Below are 14,007 nucleotides of genomic sequence, written 5' to 3'. Positions count from 1 at the left end.
TCCCTTGAGCATGAGCGCAACAGGGACAGTGGACGGGCGCAAACGCGCCCGTCCCGGCAAGATCGTGTCAGCCGTGCTGCGCTTTCTTGTCGTTGTCGTCACCACCTATCTCGGCCTTCTGGCCGTCACCTTCTTCATCGGCCGGGTGATCCCGATCGACCCGGTTCTGGCCGTTCTCGGCGACCGGGCGCCGACGCACGTCGTCGAAAGGACGCGCGAGGCGATGGGGCTGAACCTGCCCCTCTACCAACAATTCTTCATCTATGTCCGCCAGGCGCTGACCGGCGATTTCGGCGTTTCGGTGCTGACCACGAACCCCGTCATGACCGACATCCGCCGCGTCTTCCCGGCGACCATGGAGCTTGCGACGCTCGGCACCCTCATCGGCGCCATCTTCGGCGTGCCGCTCGGCGTTCTCGCCGCCGTCAAGCGCGGCAGCATCGCCGACCAGATCGTCCGCGTCATCGGCCTCGTCGGCTACTCGGTGCCGATCTTCTGGCTGGCGCTCCTGTCGCTGCTCGTCTTTTACGCGCGGCTGAAATGGGTCGCCTATCCCGGCCGCATCGACATCGTCTTCGAATATACGTTCACGCCGATCACCGGCTTCTACCTGTTCGACGCGCTCTGGCAGCGGCAGTGGGACGTGCTGTGGGACGTTTTCCGCCACATCATCCTGCCGGCGTCGCTGCTCGGTTACTTCTCGCTCGCCTATATCAGCCGCATGACGCGCAGCTTCATGCTCAATGAGCTGCAGCAGGAATATATCGTCGCCGCGCGCGCCAAGGGCCTTTCCGAGACCCGTATCATCTGGGGTCATGCGCTCAGAAACGCGGCGGTGCCGCTCGTGACCGTGATTGCGCTTTCCTATGCCGGCCTGCTCGAAGGCTCGGTGCTGACAGAAACCGTGTTCGCCTGGCCGGGCCTTGGCCTGTACATCACCAACTCGCTGCAGAATGCCGACATGAACGCCGTGCTTGGTGGCACCATCGTCATCGGTTCGGTCTTCATCGGCATCAATCTCCTGTCCGATCTTCTCTACCGGACGCTCGACCCGAGGACGCGCCAGCGATGAGCACCGTTACCGAAACACGTCCCCCGACACGCCCGATGACGCGGCGCGAATGGCTGCTGTCCGATCGCCCGCAGTCGCGCACCCAGGCCCGTCTCGGCCGCGCCTACATGACCTGGCAGCGCTTTGCCGCCAACAGGCTTGCCGTTCTAGGCCTCATCATCCTGCTGGCGCTGGTCTTCGTTGCGGCCTTCGCCGATGTCCTGGCGCCGCACTCGCCCTATATCGGCGATCTTGCCAACGCCCGGCTGCAGCCACCAGGAAGCCCCGGCTACCTGCTCGGCACCGACGATCTCGGTCGCGACATCCTTTCGCGGCTGATCCATGGTTCGCGGCTGACGCTTGCCGTCGTGCTGCTGGTCGCTGTTATCGCAGCGCCGATCGGCCTGATCGTCGGCGCGGTCGCCGGCTATGCCGGTGGCTGGGTCGATGCGGTGCTGATGCGCATCACCGATATCTTCCTTGCCTTCCCGAAGCTGGTGCTGGCGCTCGCCTTCGTCGCGGCGCTCGGACCGGGGATCGAAAACGCTGTCATCGCGATCGCGATCACCTCCTGGCCGCCCTATGCACGCATTGCCCGCGCCGAGACGCTGACGGTTCGCAACTCGGACTATATCTCGGCGGTGCAGCTCATGGGCGCGTCGCCGATCCGCATCGTCTTCCGGCACGTGATGCCGATGTGCATGTCGTCGCTGATCGTGCGCGTCACGCTCGACATGGCCGGCATCATTCTGACGGCCGCTGGCCTCGGCTTCCTCGGCCTCGGCGCCCAGCCGCCCTTGCCGGAATGGGGTGCGATGATCGCCTCGGGCCGCCGCTTCATCCTTGATCAGTGGTGGGTTGCAACGATGCCCGGCATTGCGATCCTGATCGTCAGCCTCGGCTTCAATCTGCTCGGCGACGGCCTGCGCGACGCGCTCGATCCCCGGGAGAGCGGCCAATGAGTACGCTGCTGACGGTAGAAGACCTCAAGGTCTCGTTCCCGACCCGTACCGGCCTCATCGAGGCGGTACGTGGCGTCTCCTTCACGCTCGGCCGCGAACGCCTCGGCATCGTCGGCGAAAGCGGCTCCGGCAAGTCGCAGACGGGCCGGGCGATCATGGGGTTGACGCCGGGCCATGCGCAGGTGACGGCCAAGCAACTGTCCTTCGACGGTATCGATTTGCTCTCGGCATCGCCAAAGGTCCGTCGGGACCTCCGGGGCAAGCGCATCGCGATGATCCTGCAGGACCCGAAATATTCGCTGAACCCGGTCATGAGCATCGGCCGGCAGATCGTCGAGACGCTCAGGCAGCATGAGAGTGTCAGCCGCGGCGAAGCCCGGGAGCGGGCGCTCGACATGCTCGCGGCCGTGCAGATCCGCGATCCGAAGCGTGTCTACGATCTCTACCCGCACGAGGTTTCGGGCGGTATGGGCCAGCGCGCGATGATCGCGATGATGCTGGTTGCCGGACCGGAACTGCTGATCGCCGACGAACCGACCTCGGCGCTTGACGTCACCGTGCAGCTCGAAGTGCTTGGTATCCTCGACAAGCTGGTTGCCGAGCGCGGCATGGGCCTGATTTTCGTCTCGCACGATCTCAGGCTCGTCTCGTCCTTCTGCGACCGGGTGATTGTCATGTATGCCGGCAGGATCGTGGAGGAACTGGCTGCGTCCGAACTCGCCAACGCCAAGCATCCCTATACGCAAGGTTTGCTGAACTGCATGCCGGCGATCGGATCCGATCGCCATCCCCTGCCGGTTCTCGACCGCAAGCCGGAGTGGGCTCAATGACATCAGCCGTTTCCGTTTCGAATCTCTCCGTCACCTATGACGAATTCAAGGCGCTGAACGACGTTAGCGTCGAGATTGCGCCGGGCGAGTCCTTTGGTCTCGTCGGCGAGTCCGGATCGGGCAAGTCGACCTTGCTCCGGGCAATCGCCGGTCTTGCGCCTGTTACGGGCGGTACCATCCGCGTCCATGATCGGGTGCTCAAGGGTGCCAAGCGCGACAAGGCCTTCTATCGCGCCGTGCAGATGGTGTTCCAGGATCCCTACGGCTCGCTGCACCCGCGCCAGACGATCGACCGGCAACTGCTTGAGCCTTTGGCTATCCACGGCGTGGCGGACGGCGAACGCCGCATCCTCAAGGCGCTCGACGAAGTCGGTCTCGGGTCGGGGTTCCGCTTCCGCTATCCGCATCAGCTTTCTGGTGGGCAGCGCCAGCGTATCGCCATTGCCCGGGCGCTGATCCTCGAGCCCTCGACCCTGCTTCTCGACGAACCGACGTCGGCGCTCGACGCTTCGGTGCAGGCAGAGGTCCTGAACCTACTGGAGCAGGTCAGGCGCGACCGCAAGCTCACCTTCATCATGGTCAGCCATGACCTCGGCGTCGTCACCCATATGTGCGACCGGCTGGCGGTCATGCAGGGCGGGCGCGTCGTCGAGTACCTGTCTTCCGGCGATCTCGTCGCCGGGCGGATCGGCGAGGACTATACGCGCAGCCTGATGGTGGCGAGCAAGGGGTTCCAGCGCAAGGACGCTGCCGCGACCGCGTGACGGTACCAGCGCAAGCGGGACGAGCATCCCGCTTGCGTAACCCTTGTTGGGGGGAACCGCGCCCTACAGCGCCGCGCGTCTTATCAGACGCGCAAAGGTCGCTGTAGCACTTTGAAGTGCTGCATGTTTTTGTCCTTTAATCGGGTACGATTGAAGGAAACATGCAGTAGAGCCGGCACGTTTACGCGCTTTGCCGCCAGATCGAGGCCGAGTCGGTGATCACCTTCCGGATGCGGCGCTGTTCGCGCCATTCCCGTCCGATGTCCTTGATGACCGGGCGGGCCTCAGGCGAGAAGATGTAGTTCCGGCACCGGGCGACGTAGGTTTCCATTGCCGGATTTACGCCGGAATAGAACTGCTTCTCGGGGTCACGAGAAAAATCCATCAGCCCGGCGCAATGGCGCGCAAAGCCGCCGCGAAGGATGGAGGGAGACGTTGTGAATTTCGGGAAGGTGCGAAACAGCGGGATCTTGATCCCGAGGAAACGCGCATACTCGTTTCGCCGGTGGAAGTGACCCTTGCGGCGGATATCCCAGTTCTGGTCCGCCGTATGGAATGACACCTGGGTGATCGCCGGATCGGCAAAGGGTGCCAGCAATTCCTCTCCCATGTCCCTCAGGGCAATCCAGTCGTCTTCCAGATGGAAGACCCAGTCGGCGCTGGTCGACGACCAGAGTCTCGCGACAGCCGCGCAGAAGCCGGGGTTCTCCGGTTGGAAGACGATGCCGTCGGGGAAGTGGCTGCGGAAGATCTCCACGCAAGTGCTGTGATCCTCGGGCGATCCGAAGATCGGATCAAGGTTGAGATAGGCGCCGCGCAGCTCGAGCCTGAGAAAGATCCTGTCCCGGAAGCTGGCCAACGTCTGGGCAAGCAGGTCCGGTCGCCGGGTGGCGACAAGGCATAGGTCAATAGTGGACATTGCACCTCCTTAGGGTGCTAATTTGCAACTGTTGGAACCCACGCCATCGCCGAATTTCAATCTGAACACGTCAAATTTGGGGCAGACCAACCCCAGGCGATATACATTATGGATTTTCGCTGCTTGGTGTGGGGTCCGGGCGGAAGCATGTCCACATTTTCTCCGCCCGGCGCCGGGAATCAGAAGATTTTCAGCTCCGGAATTGCAACGACGAACTGTCCGTCCCAGTCGCGGATTGCGGCATTGTCCGCAACGATTTCCGTGGTCAGGTTCCACGGCAGGATGACGAGATAATCGGGCTTCGCAACCTGCAGGTGGGCCGGTGCGTGCACCGGGATATGGGTGCCCGGCAACAGCTTGCCCTGCTTCAGATCGTTGCGGTCGACCGCGAAGGCAATGTCGCCCGGCTTTACGCCGCAGACATTGAGGAAAGTGTTTCCCTTGGCGGCGGCGCCATAGGCGGCCACCGTCTTGCCTTCGGCCTTGGCACGCGCCAGGAACTCTTGAAATCCTTTGCAGACGGCGGCGATCCGGTCGTCGAAGGCAGCGTAGGTTTCCATCCGCATCAGGCCGGCTGCGGCTTCCTTCTCGCGGACAGCTGCTAGCCTTTCGGTCGCTTCGCGCGCACCGGAGGCCAGTTGAGCAAAGACCCGCAGCGAACCGCCGTGGGTCGCGAGTTCCTCGACGTCGAAGACCTTCAGGCCGGCGTTTGCGAAGATCCGTTCGACGGCGGCCAGCGACAGGTAGGAATAGTGTTCGTGGTAGATCGTGTCGAACTGCACGCCTTCCATGAGACGCAACAGATGCGGAAACTCGAACGTCGCCACGCCATCGGGTTTCAGCAGGATGGCGAAGCCGCCGACGAAATCCGCGATATCGGGCACATGGGCCAGCACGTTGTTGGCGGCGGTCAGGTCGGCGCGGATGCCGCGATTGACGAGCGCCGTCGCGGTTTCGCGGCCGAAGAAGGCCACCTCGGTCGGAACGTTGCGGTCTTCGGCGATCCGTGCCGCATTGGCGGCGGGCTCGACGCCGAGCACGGGCACGCCCTTGGCGACGAAATATTGCAGCAGGTAGCCGTCATTCGAGGCGATCTCAACCACCTGTGACGCGTTGCCGAGTCCGAAGCGCTCGGTCATGGTCTCGGCGTAACGGCGGGCGTGCTCCAGCCAACTGGTCGAGAACGACGAGAGATAGGCGTAACCGTCGGTGAAGATCTCGTCGGCCGGCACGGTCTCCGTTGTCTGCACCAGCAGGCATTCGGAGCAGACCATGGCCTTCAGAGGAAACGAGCGTTCGCGCGCGATTGCTTCCTCTGTCGGCTCCAGGAACGAATTCGACCAGGGCGTCGATCCCAGGTCGGCGACGACGGTCGTGAGCGGCGTCGAACAGAAACGGCAGTTGTGGGGCATCGAAGTCGTTAGCCTCTCATGAAAGCGTCGATTTGGCCGAGCGTCAGGTCGCGGGCGGAGCCGCCGCGACGCCAGCCGTCATACCAGTGCGCGGTCCAGGCGATCGCCTGATCCTGCGAGAGCCGCGCGGTCCAGGACAAGGCCTTCAGCGCAAGGGCCGGATCGAGGCCGAGCGTCTGCATTTCGCGGGGCCGATCCTCAGACGAACTGTCGCGCCATCCTGTCTGCAGACCCATGGCGATCTGGATTGCGCCGGCGACATCGCGCACGGGGATCTGCCGTTCTGCGGGGGAGGGGCCGAAATTCAGTGCTGCAACATCGGTTTGGCCCTCGTGCAGCGCTTCGGCATAGACGAAGTAACCGTTGAGGCAATCGAGCACGTGCTGCCAGGGCCGGGTCGCCATGGGGCTGCGGATATCGAGCATCTCGCCCGATAGTGCAGCTCGGACGATATCGGGGACCAATCGGTCGACGGAGAAGTCGCCACCGCCCAGCACATTGCCGCCGCGGGCGGTCGCGACCCGGATGCCGCGCTCGCGCAGGAACGAATCCCGCCAGGTCGAAACGACCAGTTCGCAGGCAGCCTTCGAGCCGGAGTAGGGGTCATGGCCGCCGAGTGCGGCCTCTTCCGGAAAATGCCGGCCGCTTTCGTCGTTGCGGTAGACCTTGTCGGTGGTCACGACGACGATCGTTCTGAGCGCGGGCGCCGTGCGGGCCGCCTCCAGCAGGCGCACCGTGCCCATGACGTTGACATCGAAGGTCTCGGCCGGTGTCCGGTAGCTTTCGCGCACCAGCGGCTGGGCCGCCATATGCAGGATGATTTCCGGGTCGAACTGGCGGATGGCCGTCGCAAGCGTATCGCCGTCGCGGATATCGCTCAGATGTTCGCCTGCGGTTTCGCTTGGCCCGAGCAGGGCGTGCAGAGACGGCTCAGCGGCAGGCGGCAAGGCATAGCCGGCAACGCGGGCGCCCATCTGCGCCAGCCAGAGCCGCGCCCAGCTTCCCTTGAAGCCGGTGTGGCCCGTCAGAAGCACGCGTTTGCCGGCCCAGAAGGCGGGGTTGGCAAGCCGGCTCATGACCAGACTTTCCAGGGCGCCGAACCGTGTTGCCAGAGTTCTTCGAGCTGGTTCTTGTCGCGCAGCGTGTCCATCGGTCGCCAGAAACCGTCATGCGGGAAGGCCATCAACTGGCCGTCACTGGCCAGGCCTTCGAGCGGCGTGGTTTCGAACGAGGTGTGGTCGCCCTCGATGCGATCGAGCACGGACCGGTTGAGGACGAAGAAGCCGCCATTGATGCGGTTGTTGTCGCCGGCGGGCTTCTCGATGAAGCTCTGAACCCGCCCGTCGCTGACGGCAAGCGCGCCGTAACGCCCCGGCGGAACGACGCTGGTCACGGTCGCTTCGCGGCCGTGGCTGCGATGGAAATCGGTAAGCGCCTTGATGTTCACGTCGGCAACGCCATCGCCGTAAGTGAGGCAGAAGGTATCGCCCAGGTGATCGGCGACGCGCTTCAGGCGCCCGCCGGTCATTGAGTCCGTGCCGGTGTCGACGAGCGTCACGCGCCACGGCTCGGCCTTGTTGGAATGGAAGAGTGTCTCGCCGGTCGCCATGTCATAGGTGACGTCGGAAGAGTGCAGGATGTAGTTGGAGAAGTATTCCTTGATCATGTAGCCGCGGTAGCCGAGGCAGATCACGAAATCCGAAAAGCCGTAGTGGCTATAGATCTTCATGATGTGCCAGAGGATCGGCCGCCCGCCGATTTCGATCATCGGCTTGGGTCTCAGATGGCTCTCTTCCGAGATGCGCGTGCCGTAACCACCGGCGAGTATGACGACTTTCATGCAGCTACCTCACAGTGACGCGCGTACAGCGCGCGACGCATTCCTCCCGTTGAGATAACCCATGCTACCTTGCGCGTGGATCGCTCGTGCGATGTTGACAATCCAGGCGATCGAATTATCACAGCCGGAAACGCGACTTTCGGGGCGGACGCGCACGGTTCATTGCACGATTTGCCGGCTCAATCAATTGCCGGGAAGGATACGGAAATGGCGCGGGTGGGTATCGGGCTGCCAACGTATAACGGCGCGGATTTCATCGCTGAGTGCCTCGCCTGCCTTCGGGACCAAACGTTCGAGGATTTTGAGGTCTTCATCTCGGACAACGGATCGACCGACGGCACCTCCGACATCTGCGCGGATTTCGTGAAGACCGACACGCGGTTTCGGCATGTATTCTACCGTGAGACGGTTTCGGCAACTGAGAACTTCCACAGAGCGCACGCTATGAGCAGCGCTCCTTATTTCTGCTGGCGTGCCGACGATGACCTTGCCGATCCGATCCACATTGCCGGTCTCGTCGCGGCGTTGGACAGGGAGCCGCATGCCTCGCTTGCCGTTTCGCCGGTGTTGAGGATAGTAGAGCTGCCGGAGCGGATCGAGCGACTTTACGGCCTGCCGTCTCAGCTATCGGGGGAGCGAGCGCTGCGCATTCGCGACATCCTTCTCGGCTGCCACCCGAGCTGGTTCTACGGCCTATGGCGCCGAGAGGCCACAGGCGTGGCCCTGCGGCGTCTTCCCGACTACGGGTTCGCGTGGGCTGCGGACCATCTCGCGCTGCTGCCTGCGATTTTCGACAATGCGGTCGCCCTGTCACAGGAAGGGCGTTTCATTCAGCGCATCAAGCGCCAGGCCGACTACCACCTGCCGCCGCTAGACCTGCTGGAAGCGCGCAGGCGCTACAAACGAATTGCACTTGAGATGATTGCAGAACGACAATGGTCGGCCGCCGAGCTGAAGGCGATGAAGCGCGCGCTTGAGCTGCACATGGACCTCCGGGTCGCCCCCTGGTTCAAGACGCACAAACGGGCGCTCAGGCAGAAATTCCGGTCTGCCTTATCGCTTCGCTGAGTTCGGCCATCAATGTGCTGCGCAGTCGCGCAGGACCTGCACGACCCGGCCGATCTCGTCAGACGTCATGTCGTGATAGCTCGGCAAATTGATCGCCCGGCCGGGAAGGTCATAGGCAACGGTGTTTGCCGACACACCTTCGAAGGGCGGCAGCGAGCTCAGCGGCCAGAAGAAGACGCGGGCGTCGATGTTTTCGGCGGCGAAAGCACCCTGAAGCTTCTCGCGCGTGACGTCGGTTTCCGGCGCGAAGACGACCGTCGGCATCCAGAAGCCGTTCTTCGTGTCTTCCGGTTCCGGATTCATGGAGATGGAGTTCACGCCCGCGAGCTGTTCCCTGTAGGCGTAGAAGATCTCGCGCTTGCGCTCGACCAGTTCGTTGACGCGTTCGATCTGCGCCAGGCCGACGGCCGCCTGAAGGTTCGACATCTTGTACTTGAACCCGACTTCGTCCGGCCAGAACTGTTTCTTTTGTCCGCGTGCCCGGCCGTGATTGGAAAGGGTCAGCACCTTTTCATAGAGCTTGCTGTCGCTGGTGACGAACATGCCGCCTTCGCCCGTCGTCATGGTCTTGGTGCCGTGGAAGGAAAATGCGCCGAAGGCGCCGAGCGAACCGGCCTTGCGTCCGCGCCATTCCGATCCGAGTGCTTCGGCTGCGTCTTCGACAACGGGGATGTTGTGCCGCGTACCGATTTCGAGCAGGCGGTCCATGTCGCAGAGATTGCCGTAGATATGCACGGCCATGATCGCCTTGGTCTTCGGCGTGATGGCCGCTTCGGCCTTGTCAGGGTCGATGCACCAGCTGTCGGCGAGCACATCGACGAAGACCGGTTTTGCTCCGAGGTGGACGATCGGGGCGGCGGATGCGGTCCAGTTCGTGTCAGCCAGGATGACTTCATCACCCGGCCCGACGCCGAGAGCGGCAAGGCCCATGTGCAGCGCGCCGGTGCAGCTCGATGTCGAAATCGCATGGGTGACATCGAGATGTGCGGCAAAGGCAGACTCGAAGCGATTGATGTAATCGTAGCAGCGCTCGCCCCAGCCGTTCGCCGCTGCATCGGTGGCATAGGCGACTTCGCGTTCGGTGATTGAGGGCTTGGTGTAGAGAATGCGAGGTTTCGTCATGTGGGTCGCCTGTGCTCAAGCCGATCGGTCGTTGGTTGCGTCTGCGGCAACGATCTTGTCAATCCGGCCGCCGATCTGCGCGCCGAGATAGAGGTTTTCGTAAAAGCGCTCCGGGAAGCCCGCCTGCCGCATGTGGTGGGCCGTCCTGTCGATGTCGTAGGCGACACGGTGGAGTTCGATGCCTGCCGGCGAGAGCGTCGCAAAGGCGGCGCGCGGGTCGCCGTCGCGCGGTTGCCCGACCGAGCCGGGATTGCAGAAGACCTTGCCGCCGATCTCCAGGCGCACCTGCACATGGGTGTGTCCGGCAAAAAGCCGTTCGCAGCCGTCGGGAAACTGCGCCTCCGAAACCTTGTAGAGATATTCGTCGATCGGATCCTGCCAGCTGCCGTGAACGAAATAGGTCGATCCATCGACGACGTAGGTTTGCGATCCGGCGAGCCAGGCGCGTTGATCGGCCGAAATGATGCCTCTCTGGTACTCGATGATGTCATTGACTATCTTCGATCGCGGGCAGCCTTCTCCGCTGACGATGTAATAATCGTGATTGCCCAGGATGTTTGCGATGCCGCGTGCTTTCAGCACGTCTACGCACTCGCCCGGCTGAGCGTAGTATCCGACGACGTCACCCAGCGACAGGATCGAGCTGCAGCCGAGTTCGTCGATGCGTGCGAGCACCGCCTCGAGTGCGGGAAGGTTGCCATGAATATCGGAAATGATGGCGATCATAGAACCACCAGGTCCTCGGAGTAGCGCCAGGCCCGGCCCGTCTTGATCTCCGGTGCTTCGGGTTTTCTCCCGTAAACGTAGTAGTCGAGCGCCATCGCCGCCTCGTTGTAGCCGAAGGCGGCACGCAGTGAGGTACTGCTCGAGAAGCGAGGATTGATTTCGAGCAGGTAGGGGATCGTGCCTTCCAGCCGGAACTGATAGTTCGTCGGTCCGAGCGGCTTGAAGTGTTGCGATAGCCTGCGCACGGCCTCGGTCAGGAGCGGCTCGTCGACGACTTCGGCATATTGGGTGTTGCCGGCGACGGACAGCTTGCGCTTGAAGACGATCGGCGGCAGCGTCGTGCCATCACCAAATCCGAACGCGCCGACCGTGTATTCCTGGTCGTTGCTGCCCACAAATTTCTGGATGAGGAAATCGTCCGCGCTCTTCAGGGTCCAATAATCGAAATCGGCCGCGTCCCGCAGGAGTGCTATTCCCCGGGAGCCGTTGCCGCGACGGGGCTTCAGCAGCAGCGGCAAGGGGCCGAGCTCGCGGGTGCAAGCTTCCAGGCTGCGGCTAAGCGTGCTCGGAATGGCCGGAAGGTCCGCTTGCAGCAGTGCCTCGCCCATGTCCCATTTGTCCTGCGCCAGCGCGATCAGCGGCGAGCTGTTCAAGACGACGCGCGTCTCGGTCGCCTCGAAGCATGCACGGTTGTCATTGAAGAACAGGACATCGAGTTCCAGGCCGGGTAGCACCAGTGCGACGTTTTCTCGCCGAAGCAGTTCCAGCCAGAACTCCAGATATACGGGAGAGGTCTCATCGCATGATGGCTTGGCGACGAAGTCGTCGCAGAAGTGTCGACCGATGCCATTGGCATCACGATCGATGCCGATGATACGGATCGGTGCTTCCAATCGGCGGAGCGACGCGACGATACCCTGGCCGATGATTGCGCCTACCGCAGTCACCACGACCGTAATCGGCTGTTTCGATTGCTTTGTGTCGTCGTGCATTACTTGACGTCCATCGGGCCGAATGCTTCGGCGGTTCCGGCTGATTTGATCATGGCAATCCCGTCTCGCATCGTGATCAGAGGCGGCATGCCCAACTCGGCCAGTGTTTCCGCACCATCAGGAAAATTCACCTTCCGAAAGGGAGCCTTCTCCGCCGCGATCACGACATTGCCCCCGAGCCCAAAGGTTTCATAGGCGATTTCAGCGATCCTGTCGCAGGTCATCGCCTCCGTGTGAACCGCATTGCAAACACCGGATATGCCCGTTTCGGCCGCGCGGATCATCATATCTGCCGCGTCCTGCACGTGCAGGAAGTTGCGCACACCATGGGAAGCAGGCATGCGAAGGTCGAGCCCACGGGACGCGTAGGCGATGATACGCCCCATCCACGGCTGGTGGGCGCAGCAGCGGCCCTCCACGTCATAAAGCTGCGAGAAGCGAAGGCTGCAGAAGCGAAAGCCCAGTTTCTGCGAGCTCCATTCCAGCATTTGCTCTGCCAGTTGCTTGGTGAGTCCGTAGGATGTCAGGGGTGCCGCATCCAGCGTCGCGTCCGAGGAAAGCGATCCGGCGTATATGACCGCCCTGGTCTGCAGCCGTTTGGCGAGCTCGGCGACGTGAAGCGCGCTTGCGGCATTTGCCGCAAAGTTTTGCTGTGTCCCCGATGGACCGTCGTCGGCGAAGCTCGCTGCACAATGGAACAGCACGTCCGCGGTCAGGCCATCCGGTGCCTTTGCCGAGCCGCCTTCGATGTCGAAGAAGATGTCATCTGTCTTCGCCCGGCCGACACTGATGGTCTCGACGCCCATGTTCCGCAGGCGCGCGACAAGCTGGCCCCCCAACATCGAGCGCGTGCCGATGATGGCGGCGGTCTTCATGCCAGTTCTGCTTCCATCAACAGGCCGACGCAAAGATCGGGGAACTCAATGCCGACCTTGAGCATGGCATGCAGATTGGCCTCGAAATCGGGCAGCGTCTGCAACACGGGCAATGGCAAAGGCTTCAGATAGATGCCTTCCTCGTGCACCACGCGGAAGCCATGATTTTCGAGTTCGGCGCGGAAAGTGTCCCGGCAATATTGGCGCTTGTGGCCGAGCGCCAGATCGTTGGCGTTCAGGCTGTAGATGTCGTCGATCTTGCCGAGTTCCACGCCCAGTCGTCTGTTCAACGACTTGGCATTCGGCACCGCGGCGAACAGACGGCCATTGGGTTTCAGGAAGCGCCGGAACCGGTCGAGGACGAGGCCCGGATCGTCGACATGCTCGAGAACGAAACCCATGATGATGACGTCGAAGCGCTCTTCCGTTTCGAAGTCTTCGAAATAGGAGAAGACGATCTCGCCGGAAAAGTCCGGGCTGTTCTTCTTGAAAAGATCAATGACGAACTGCGAGCCTTCCACGATTACGTGGCGGTCGCAGACCTTGTTGAAAAGGTGAGGGGTGTAGCCGTGGCCAATTCCAAGATCGAGCAGCGATTGGCATTTGCCAAAGCGTTCGACCATGCGCTGCGGATACCAGTTGAGAATGAGATTGTTCTCGATCGATGTGACTGCGTTTGGAAGATATTCCGACGCCACGTTATCCAGGTTCTCGGATTTCACTTGGTAAACTCCCTCCAATCGACAGTTCCGGAATGCACGACACTTGCGCCCTTGGTACCGCAATTGGCGACGAGGTCCAATGCCGTCACATAAGGGGTGAACTCTCCGTGCATCTGCGGGTAGGGTGTACGTTCGTAGTTCATGTACTGAACCGATATTCCGTTGCGATTGAAGAGATCGTGATCGAGATAGTTCCGTGCGCCGTGGCCGGTGATGTAAACCGTCCCTTCGAGATGCGCAGTGATGTCGTATACTCTCTCGCTGCTCGCACCGCCAATGGTCAGCGTGTCCGACGAGACGAACTTCGGTCTGTCCAGATTGAAGTAGGCAGCAAGCGCGAGCATGGAATTGCGTGCAACATCCGCAATCGTCGATGCGTCCTTTGCGAACACATCGTCGACCAGTTCCAGCATATCCTTGGCGAAGGGGGCCTTCATATAGGCCTGCCGGAGGATATCGCGGTGGCGGGCCCGCCAGTCGTCTCGATTGTCGATCAGCACTTCATCGATCCGCTGCCCCATGCGAAGGTCTTTCAAGGGCACGGTCAGCCAGCGGACGCCGTTCTGGGTCTTGATCTGTACGCGGTTTGTGAAGCTGCCGCGCGAGAACTGCACATCGTCGTAGTGGACGAACACGTCCGCCAGTTTGATCTGCTCCAGCATCCCAACCCAAGGAAAGTACATGGATTGTGAGATGACAATATTCCGAGTCATCCGGTACTTGC

At 62.0% G+C, this 14,007-nt stretch carries 15 protein-coding genes; 5 read left to right on the top strand and 10 right to left on the bottom strand.

The features are described from left to right. Positions 1–10 precede the first annotated feature (10 nt). From IB265_RS12625 to IB265_RS12610, 4 genes are read left to right on the top strand one after another with little or no spacing between them, the layout of a single operon-like run. Positions 11–1,072, top strand: coding sequence for an ABC transporter permease (locus IB265_RS12625; RefSeq protein WP_057249091.1), 1,062 nt, complete (start codon positions 11–13; stop codon positions 1,070–1,072). Next, on the top strand, positions 1,069–2,013 hold the full coding sequence (gene nikC, locus IB265_RS12620; RefSeq protein WP_057249092.1) for a nickel transporter permease: 945 nt from the start codon (positions 1,069–1,071) through the stop codon (positions 2,011–2,013). The genes IB265_RS12625 and nikC overlap by 4 nt, the downstream gene beginning before the upstream one ends. Further along, positions 2,010–2,843, top strand: coding sequence for an ABC transporter ATP-binding protein (locus IB265_RS12615; protein WP_057249093.1), 834 nt, complete (start codon positions 2,010–2,012; stop codon positions 2,841–2,843). Before nikC ends, IB265_RS12615 begins: the two co-directional genes overlap by 4 nt. After that, entirely contained in the window at positions 2,840–3,607 is a 768-nt protein-coding gene (locus IB265_RS12610) for an ABC transporter ATP-binding protein (RefSeq protein WP_057249094.1), read from the top strand. Before IB265_RS12615 ends, IB265_RS12610 begins: the two co-directional genes overlap by 4 nt. A 181-nt stretch (positions 3,608–3,788) precedes the next feature. Here IB265_RS12610 and IB265_RS12605 read toward each other — a convergent pair whose 3' ends face one another. The 4 genes from IB265_RS12605 to rfbF form a co-directional block, all read right to left on the bottom strand. Further along, complete coding sequence (locus tag IB265_RS12605; RefSeq protein ID WP_244495560.1) at positions 3,789–4,526, bottom strand: glycosyltransferase family 2 protein; 738 nt, start codon at positions 4,524–4,526, stop codon at positions 3,789–3,791. 179 nt (positions 4,527–4,705) lie between these two features. Continuing rightward, positions 4,706–5,938, bottom strand: a complete 1,233-nt coding sequence (locus IB265_RS12600) for a class I SAM-dependent methyltransferase (RefSeq protein WP_057249095.1) — start codon at positions 5,936–5,938, stop codon at positions 4,706–4,708. A gap of 8 nt (positions 5,939–5,946) precedes the next feature. After that, entirely contained in the window at positions 5,947–7,014 is a 1,068-nt protein-coding gene (gene rfbG, locus IB265_RS12595) for a CDP-glucose 4,6-dehydratase (RefSeq protein ID WP_057249096.1), read from the bottom strand. Then, positions 7,011–7,778, bottom strand: coding sequence for a glucose-1-phosphate cytidylyltransferase (gene rfbF, locus IB265_RS12590; RefSeq protein WP_057249097.1), 768 nt, complete (start codon positions 7,776–7,778; stop codon positions 7,011–7,013). Before rfbF ends, rfbG begins: the two co-directional genes overlap by 4 nt. 207 nt (positions 7,779–7,985) lie before the next feature. On the opposite strand from rfbF, the gene IB265_RS12585 reads away from it, so the two are divergent. Then, on the top strand, positions 7,986–8,846 hold the full coding sequence (locus IB265_RS12585) for a glycosyltransferase (protein ID WP_057249098.1): 861 nt from the start codon (positions 7,986–7,988) through the stop codon (positions 8,844–8,846). 9 nt (positions 8,847–8,855) lie between these two features. Here the strand turns inward: IB265_RS12585 and IB265_RS12580 are convergent, their stop codons facing one another. Genes IB265_RS12580 through IB265_RS12555 form a run of 6 tightly spaced genes read right to left on the bottom strand, consistent with a single transcriptional unit; the run spans position 8,856 to position 13,996 of the window. Further along, positions 8,856–9,968: a DegT/DnrJ/EryC1/StrS aminotransferase family protein gene (locus IB265_RS12580; protein WP_057249099.1), complete on the bottom strand. Its 1,113-nt coding sequence runs from the start codon at positions 9,966–9,968 to the stop codon at positions 8,856–8,858. A gap of 15 nt (positions 9,969–9,983) precedes the next feature. After that, a complete protein-coding gene (locus IB265_RS12575) occupies positions 9,984–10,694 on the bottom strand; it encodes a metallophosphoesterase (RefSeq protein WP_057249100.1) in 711 nt (236 codons plus the stop codon). Then, a complete protein-coding gene (locus IB265_RS12570) occupies positions 10,691–11,686 on the bottom strand; it encodes an ATP-grasp domain-containing protein (protein WP_057249101.1) in 996 nt (331 codons plus the stop codon). The genes IB265_RS12575 and IB265_RS12570 overlap by 4 nt, the downstream gene beginning before the upstream one ends. Then, positions 11,686–12,561 carry an NAD(P)-dependent oxidoreductase gene (locus IB265_RS12565; RefSeq protein ID WP_057249102.1) on the bottom strand — a complete coding sequence of 292 codons (876 nt, stop codon included), beginning with the start codon at positions 12,559–12,561 and terminating at the stop codon, positions 11,686–11,688. Before IB265_RS12565 ends, IB265_RS12570 begins: the two co-directional genes overlap by 1 nt. Then, positions 12,558–13,283: a bifunctional 2-polyprenyl-6-hydroxyphenol methylase/3-demethylubiquinol 3-O-methyltransferase UbiG gene (locus tag IB265_RS12560; protein ID WP_057249103.1), complete on the bottom strand. Its 726-nt coding sequence runs from the start codon at positions 13,281–13,283 to the stop codon at positions 12,558–12,560. Before IB265_RS12560 ends, IB265_RS12565 begins: the two co-directional genes overlap by 4 nt. Next, positions 13,280–13,996 carry a WbqC family protein gene (locus IB265_RS12555; RefSeq protein ID WP_057249104.1) on the bottom strand — a complete coding sequence of 239 codons (717 nt, stop codon included), beginning with the start codon at positions 13,994–13,996 and terminating at the stop codon, positions 13,280–13,282. The genes IB265_RS12560 and IB265_RS12555 overlap by 4 nt, the downstream gene beginning before the upstream one ends. Positions 13,997–14,007: the final 11 nt, after the last annotated feature.

This window comes from Ensifer sp. ENS10, assembly GCF_014852025.1.
In the GTDB taxonomy this organism is placed as follows: Bacteria; Pseudomonadota; Alphaproteobacteria; order Rhizobiales; family Rhizobiaceae; genus Ensifer.
The sequence above is the reverse complement of the archived record's forward strand: the minus strand, read 5'-3'. Positions and strand labels throughout refer to the sequence as shown.

Excerpts from the sequence above, each read along its gene's own strand:
- IB265_RS12625 (WP_057249091.1), top strand. The coding sequence starts at position 11 with ATGAGCGCAACAGGGACAGTGGACGGGCGCAAACGCGCCCGTCCCGGC.
- nikC (WP_057249092.1), top strand. The coding sequence starts at position 1,069 with ATGAGCACCGTTACCGAAACACGTCCCCCGACACGCCCGATGACGCGG.
- IB265_RS12615 (WP_057249093.1), top strand. The coding sequence starts at position 2,010 with ATGAGTACGCTGCTGACGGTAGAAGACCTCAAGGTCTCGTTCCCGACC.
- IB265_RS12610 (WP_057249094.1), top strand. The coding sequence starts at position 2,840 with ATGACATCAGCCGTTTCCGTTTCGAATCTCTCCGTCACCTATGACGAA.
- IB265_RS12605 (WP_244495560.1), bottom strand. The coding sequence starts at position 4,526 with ATGTCCACTATTGACCTATGCCTTGTCGCCACCCGGCGACCGGACCTG.
- IB265_RS12600 (WP_057249095.1), bottom strand. The coding sequence starts at position 5,938 with ATGCCCCACAACTGCCGTTTCTGTTCGACGCCGCTCACGACCGTCGTC.
- rfbG (WP_057249096.1), bottom strand. The coding sequence starts at position 7,014 with ATGAGCCGGCTTGCCAACCCCGCCTTCTGGGCCGGCAAACGCGTGCTT.
- rfbF (WP_057249097.1), bottom strand. The coding sequence starts at position 7,778 with ATGAAAGTCGTCATACTCGCCGGTGGTTACGGCACGCGCATCTCGGAA.
- IB265_RS12585 (WP_057249098.1), top strand. The coding sequence starts at position 7,986 with ATGGCGCGGGTGGGTATCGGGCTGCCAACGTATAACGGCGCGGATTTC.
- IB265_RS12580 (WP_057249099.1), bottom strand. The coding sequence starts at position 9,968 with ATGACGAAACCTCGCATTCTCTACACCAAGCCCTCAATCACCGAACGC.
- IB265_RS12575 (WP_057249100.1), bottom strand. The coding sequence starts at position 10,694 with ATGATCGCCATCATTTCCGATATTCATGGCAACCTTCCCGCACTCGAG.
- IB265_RS12570 (WP_057249101.1), bottom strand. The coding sequence starts at position 11,686 with ATGCACGACGACACAAAGCAATCGAAACAGCCGATTACGGTCGTGGTG.
- IB265_RS12565 (WP_057249102.1), bottom strand. The coding sequence starts at position 12,561 with ATGAAGACCGCCGCCATCATCGGCACGCGCTCGATGTTGGGGGGCCAG.
- IB265_RS12555 (WP_057249104.1), bottom strand. The coding sequence starts at position 13,996 with ATGACTCGGAATATTGTCATCTCACAATCCATGTACTTTCCTTGGGTT.